This window comes from Anaerostipes hominis (ex Lee et al. 2021), assembly GCF_002270485.1.
In the GTDB taxonomy this organism is placed as follows: domain Bacteria; phylum Bacillota; class Clostridia; order Lachnospirales; family Lachnospiraceae; genus Anaerostipes; species Anaerostipes hominis.
This window is the reverse complement of the sequence record NZ_NQOG01000043.1, coordinates 1-5,585: the sequence shown is the minus strand read 5'-3', so window position 1 is coordinate 5,585 and position 5,585 is coordinate 1. Positions and strand designations below refer to the sequence as shown.

Below are 5,585 nucleotides of genomic sequence, written 5' to 3'. Positions count from 1 at the left end.
TTAATCGGCTTCGCCGCAAATTTTGAGCGATTTGTCAAGTCTTTTTTGACAAAAAAGTGGGGGATTTTAATAAAATGGAATCTACAAGCCTTGATTTTACTGGGCTGAAGATTCCGAGAGATTATTTATAGGAAAGGGCGGAAGAACAATTTCAATATTCAAAAAAGAAGATGAAGGCTGCCTCTCATAGAGGCAGTACACTGACAGCAAAACAGCTGCCCCGATAAGACAGCTGCTTTAGTCATTGATTACATTTTGTCTACAATTTTGTCGTACAAGTCCAGACAGCAATGACATTCTTCTTCCGAGAAATGAGAACAGTTCAGACAGCTCTCACATTTTACATCGTCTCCGTTACTGACATTTTTGACAGAGTGGTCACGGCCGCAAGGGCAGTACTGACTGCAGTTGATCGCTACTTCTTCATATATTTTATTCTGCTCTGACATCTGATAAAGCCTCCTTTTTATATTTGAAGTTACTTTATCAGTATTGACGGATCTATTCCGGATAATTCAGATTTTTCTCATTTGCAGTATATAAGGAAAAAGTCAAATATTTGTAAGCAAGGAGTTTTGCCATAGGAAGGTTCATATCGAGATAATTTCCACAGTCTCTGGCAGATGCCCCGGGAACTTCTCCTTCGAAGTCTCGTATATACTCAAACGTTTCTTTTACCAGCTCAAGTATCTCGCTGGAAGTCTGATCTCCGGCTAGGATCAAATAGAAACCGGTGCGGCAGCCCATGGGTCCAAAGTAGATGACCTGGTCTTTATATTCAGCATGGTTTCTTAAAAAGGTTGCGCCCAGATGCTCGATGGTGTGAATCTCAGCGGTGTTCATAACTGGCTCTTTATTCGGTGCGGTCATCCTCAGGTCATAGGTTGTCAATGTCTCTGTCCCGAGTGAATCCCTGCGAGATACATATACTCCGGGCAGAAGGTCTAAATGGTTGACCGTAAAACTTGCAATTTTCTGCATTGAAAAAAACCTCCATATATAATGTTTGTCTGAATATTAGTGTAAACAGCATATCAATATTATAACAGAGATAAAAGAAAAAGCACGAAAATTACATATAAACAGAAGACCTCAGGCAATTTAAGAAAATAAAATTTCTGAAAAAGCTCTTGACAAAACATAAAACGGACCCTATAATATAATCCATAGTAAACCTAGTGATTAAGTAGGAAAATAAAGAGAGGAAATAGTGATATGAGTAAGATAAAAGAAAGTGCATCAGAATTAATTGGAAGAACACCATTATTAAAATTGAATCGTTATACAAAAAATGCAGGAGTTGAGGAAGCTGTGATTCTTGGCAAGCTGGAGTATTTAAATCCGGCAGGTTCTGTAAAAGATCGTATTGCTTTAGCAATGATTGAAGATGCAGAAGAAAAGGGAATCTTAAAGCCGGGGGCTACAATTATCGAGCCAACATCTGGAAATACAGGGATTGGTCTTGCAGCAGTTGCAGCAGCGAAAGGATATAAGGCAATCTTAACTCTTCCAGATACAATGAGTGTAGAAAGAAGAAACCTTTTAAAGGCTTATGGTGCAGAGCTTGTATTAACAGAGGGTGCAAAAGGAATGAAGGGAGCCATTGAAAAGGCGGATGAGTTGAACAAATCGATTGAAGGTTCTGTGATTCTTGGACAGTTTGTGAATCCTGCAAATCCAAAAGTTCATAAAGAAACGACGGGTCCGGAAATTTGGGATCAGACAGATGGAAAAGTTGATATTTTTGTCGCCGGTGTAGGAACAGGAGGAACAGTGACTGGTGTTGGAGAGTATTTAAAATCACAGAATCCAGATGTGAAAATTGTAGCAGTTGAGCCTGAAAGCAGTCCGGTATTATCCAAAGGTACTCCGGGACCTCATAAAATTCAGGGAATTGGTGCTGGATTTGTGCCAGATATATTAAATACAAAAGTATATGACGAAATTATTACTGTGGAAAATGAAGATGCATTTACAGAAGGGAAAGCATTTGCAGTCACTGAAGGTATTTTAGTTGGAATTTCTTCCGGGGCAGCATTAAAAGCTGCAAAAGAACTGGCAGCCAGACCGGAAAATAAAGGGAAGACAATTGTAGTTTTGCTTCCTGATTCTGGTGACCGTTATTTATCCACGCCGTTATTTGGCGGAAACTAAAAAATGGCTGAAATTATATACCCGCAGGGCACACCGTATTTTATACCCTTCGGGTGGACGCGCTCCGCGCGATAAGGTATAAGTTTCGAGCCCCATTCATATAGTATAGTGCTGACTGGACAACCAGAGGTTTGTATTGGGATATTCGGAATCTGATAAGGAATATGCAGATGCAGTGGTAAAATGGTATCAGGAACATTTTCAATGGAAGATTGAAAGGAATTGGATTGTAAAAACACCAGGTGTTGTTTTTGCTTTGGCTGCTGCAGTTAGAGCTTTTACAAACGAAGGAGATCATTATGAGATTGATTTTGAGGATTTTGAAAGAAAGATTGTGTCAAATCGAGTAAAATTTTTTCTATTCTGTAGTCCACAGAATCCAACGGGACGTGTTTGGAGAGAATGGGAATTAGATGAAATTCACAGTGATTTTATAAATTTTGGATATATGCATCTTATATCCAATCAGAAACTCCGCAGAAAATTCCGAAACGAAAGAAATATTTTTAAAAGATTATGTAGAAGTAAATTTTCCTAATATCCGAGTGATCGAACCTGAAGGGACCTATTTAGTCTGGTTGGATTTTCGAGAATTAGGACTTCATAAAAAAGAAAGAGAAGATTTGATCGTAAATCAAGCTGGATTATGGCTGGATCAAGCTTCAATGCTTGGCCCGGAAGGAGAAGGATTTAAGCGTATTAATATTGCGTGCCCGAGGAAAGTCCTTTGGCAGGCATTGAAACAGCTTAAAAATGCAATATCATAATATATTATATAGAGAAAAAACTGACTGGAAAACCAGAGGTTGCAAGAATCAAGCAAAATTGCTTGATTCTTGCAACCTCTGGTTTTATATTTTGTAATTTTAGGAGGAAAGACAATGAAAAAAGTAGTATCACCGCAGGAACAGCGGATTCAATATGAAATCGAGGAAAAAAAACCAGCATTCATCCATGAAAATCGTGCGACAAAAATTTTGAGTCGTATTCGAGGAGAAAAACCACAAATTGATATTGAAAGAGGTTTGTATTTTACACAATCTTTTCAGGAAACAGAAGGAGAACCTTTAATCTTAAGATGGGCAAAAGCATTGATGCATTATGTCAAACATGCAACGGTCTATATTGACGATGATCAACTGCTCGTTGGAAGGAGTGGAAAACAGGGACGCTACGGAATCCTTTATCCGGAATTAGATGGAAACACATTAGGGGAAGCAATTGAGACATTGCCGACGCGGACAATTTCTCCATTCAGCATTTCAGAAGAAGACGCCAAAATCGTGTCTGAAGAAATTGCCCCATACTGGGTAGGAAAAACATTCCATGAGGATCTTGCCAAGTCATTTACAAAGGAAACAACAAAATTAACATATAATCAGGATAAAGAACTTACATCAAGATATATTGTGAATGAAACAGCATCTTTTCGATCTTCTCTTCAGTGGGTACATGATTACGAGGTTGTGTTAGAAAAAGGATTTTTAGGACTGAAAAAAGAAGCGGAGGAGAGACTCTCAGAGTTAGACGAATATAGTCCGGTGGACTATACAGAAAAACTTCCATTTTTACAGTCTGTGATAATTACCTGTGATGCCATAATTTTATGGGCAGACCGCCATGGTGATCTTGCAGAAAAATTAGCCCAAGAAGAAAAAGATCCAAAAAGAAAGGTGGAATTATTAAAAATTGCAGAGACCTGCCACTATGTTCCCAAAAATCCGCCAAGAACTTTTTATGAAGCAATGCAGGCGCAGTGGTTTACACAGATGTTCTCAAGAGTGGAGCAAAAAACTGGAACGATTATCTCGAATGGAAGAATGGCTCAATATTTATATCCATTTTATTTGAAAGATAAAAAGGCCGGCATTATTACTGACGATGAAGTGCAGGAGTTATTTGAATGTATGTGGGTTTCTATGGCTCAGTTTGTTGATTTATATCTTTCTGAAGCTGGAGGATCCTTCAATGAAGGATATGCCCATTGGGGGAGTTACAAAACAGGGGTATGATGCAGTCAATGAATTGACATATATTTTATTGAAATCGAAACGAGAATTTCCATTAAATTATCCAGATTTGGCAGCAAGAATTCATACAGGAAGCCCAAAACGGTATCTGTATGAAGTAGCCAAAACCATTAAAGACGGGGCTGGATTCCCGAAATTAATCAATGACGAAGAAGTAGTGCCAATCCTGCTTTCGAAAGGTGCTGCTTTTGAGGAAGCATACGATTACAGCGTGTCTGGCTGCGCAGAATGCCGTATGCCGAACCGGGATACTTATACCAGTCCAAATGCTTATATTAACTTTGCAGAAGCGCTGGAAATTGGTAGGAAGTTTTACAAAGTTTTCACCGAACCCGGATGTCGAGGAGGTAGATCAGCTTGCACAACTTCTGCCAAAGGAAGGGAAAAAAGCCCCCATTGCTTCGGATAGTTTTTATCCGCAATATGCTGTGATTGATCCGGAGCTGACCGTGTCAATATCTCAATATCAATTCCCCCTGGAGAAGCCTGCGGATGGACTTAAAAGATAAGAAACTGACACAGAAAGAAAAAGAGCAGTTAATTTTATTAAGTCATCATCCAAATCTTGAATATAATCTAGTGGAAATTACAGATGAAATTTTAAAATTCTTTTGATTTTTCGTTCCTTGTAGGAGGATTGCAAAATTACATGGAATGGGCTGTTCAGCATATGCAATAGGGAAAAAACTTGGAAGGGCAAGCAATACAATAAGAATTGAACTAAGGAGAGGAACGGTGTCGCAGATGAAAGGCGGCACAAATGAGATATCCGCCGAAAAGTAAGCAGTAAGCTGAAAAAGGAGAAGGGAAGAACAGCGCAGTTTGTAAAAGAAGTGGAAGATATTCTTGAGGAAATGCCCAGAGGAGTATTCCGGACTATTACAAGTGATAACGGATTAGGGTTTTCAAGATTATATGAATTTGAAGAGAATGATAAATTTTTGGTGTATTATGCTCATCCATATGCTTCATATGAAAGAGGGAGCAACGAGATTAATAACAGGCTTATACGCAGGCATTATAAAAAAGGAAAGTATATAAAGAATCAGCCGGAAGAGAAAGTCAAGTATGTGGAAGACTGGATGAATAATATGCCAAGGCGGCTTTTTGGATACCGGACGGCAAATGAATTATATAAGGAAGAATAATAGAGAGTTAAAAGAAGTTGACAAAAGGAGAGGATTGGATTGTATTAAAATAGATACAAAAAAATGGTTCAAAAAAGGGTTGCAATTTAAGTTTAAAAAAAAGTAAAAAAACCTGTTGACATTTGTCTGGAGCGATGATAAGATTATCAACGTTGCTGACAAAACAGCAGCTCTTCAAAACTTTATCTGACTTCTTGGCTCTTCAAATTTTTTGAAAAAAGTCCTTGACTTGGAAAGCATGCCATGATATGAT

General features: G+C 38.4%; 7 protein-coding genes and 1 pseudogene. 6 read left to right on the top strand and 2 right to left on the bottom strand.

The features are described from left to right. Positions 1-248: 248 nt before the first annotated feature. Both CI597_RS17260 and CI597_RS17255 read right to left on the bottom strand, forming a co-directional pair. Positions 249-449 carry a hypothetical protein gene (locus tag CI597_RS17260; protein WP_024727956.1) on the bottom strand — a complete coding sequence of 67 codons (201 nt, stop codon included), beginning with the start codon at positions 447-449 and terminating at the stop codon, positions 249-251. A 52-nt stretch (positions 450-501) separates the two neighbouring features. Further along, on the bottom strand, positions 502-981 hold the full coding sequence (locus tag CI597_RS17255; protein ID WP_024727955.1) for an S-ribosylhomocysteine lyase: 480 nt from the start codon (positions 979-981) through the stop codon (positions 502-504). A 234-nt stretch (positions 982-1,215) separates the two neighbouring features. Here CI597_RS17255 and cysK point away from each other — a divergent pair, with 234 nt between their 5' ends. The 6 genes and pseudogenes from cysK to CI597_RS17235 all read left to right on the top strand — a co-directional run bounded on the left by cysK (position 1,216) and on the right by CI597_RS17235 (position 5,332). Continuing rightward, positions 1,216-2,154 carry a cysteine synthase A gene (cysK, locus tag CI597_RS17250; protein ID WP_024727954.1) on the top strand — a complete coding sequence of 313 codons (939 nt, stop codon included), beginning with the start codon at positions 1,216-1,218 and terminating at the stop codon, positions 2,152-2,154. A 136-nt stretch (positions 2,155-2,290) separates the two neighbouring features. Next, a complete protein-coding gene (locus CI597_RS18870; protein WP_095143021.1) occupies positions 2,291-2,692 on the top strand; it encodes an aminotransferase class I/II-fold pyridoxal phosphate-dependent enzyme in 402 nt (133 codons plus the stop codon). 343 nt (positions 2,693-3,035) lie between these two features. Further along, positions 3,036-4,593: pseudogene (locus tag CI597_RS17240) on the top strand (pyruvate formate lyase family protein). An 83-nt stretch (positions 4,594-4,676) separates the two neighbouring features. Then, complete coding sequence (locus CI597_RS18980) at positions 4,677-4,799, top strand: hypothetical protein (RefSeq protein ID WP_268876134.1); 123 nt, start codon at positions 4,677-4,679, stop codon at positions 4,797-4,799. A gap of 21 nt (positions 4,800-4,820) precedes the next feature. Continuing rightward, the gene (locus tag CI597_RS19790) at positions 4,821-4,967 is read left to right on the top strand and encodes a helix-turn-helix domain-containing protein (RefSeq protein ID WP_369882371.1); all 147 of its coding nucleotides are present in this window, start codon (positions 4,821-4,823) and stop codon (positions 4,965-4,967) included. Beyond that, positions 4,952-5,332, top strand: a complete 381-nt coding sequence (locus tag CI597_RS17235) for an IS30 family transposase (RefSeq protein WP_143266100.1) — start codon at positions 4,952-4,954, stop codon at positions 5,330-5,332. The genes CI597_RS19790 and CI597_RS17235 overlap by 16 nt, the downstream gene beginning before the upstream one ends. Positions 5,333-5,585 lie beyond the last annotated feature (253 nt).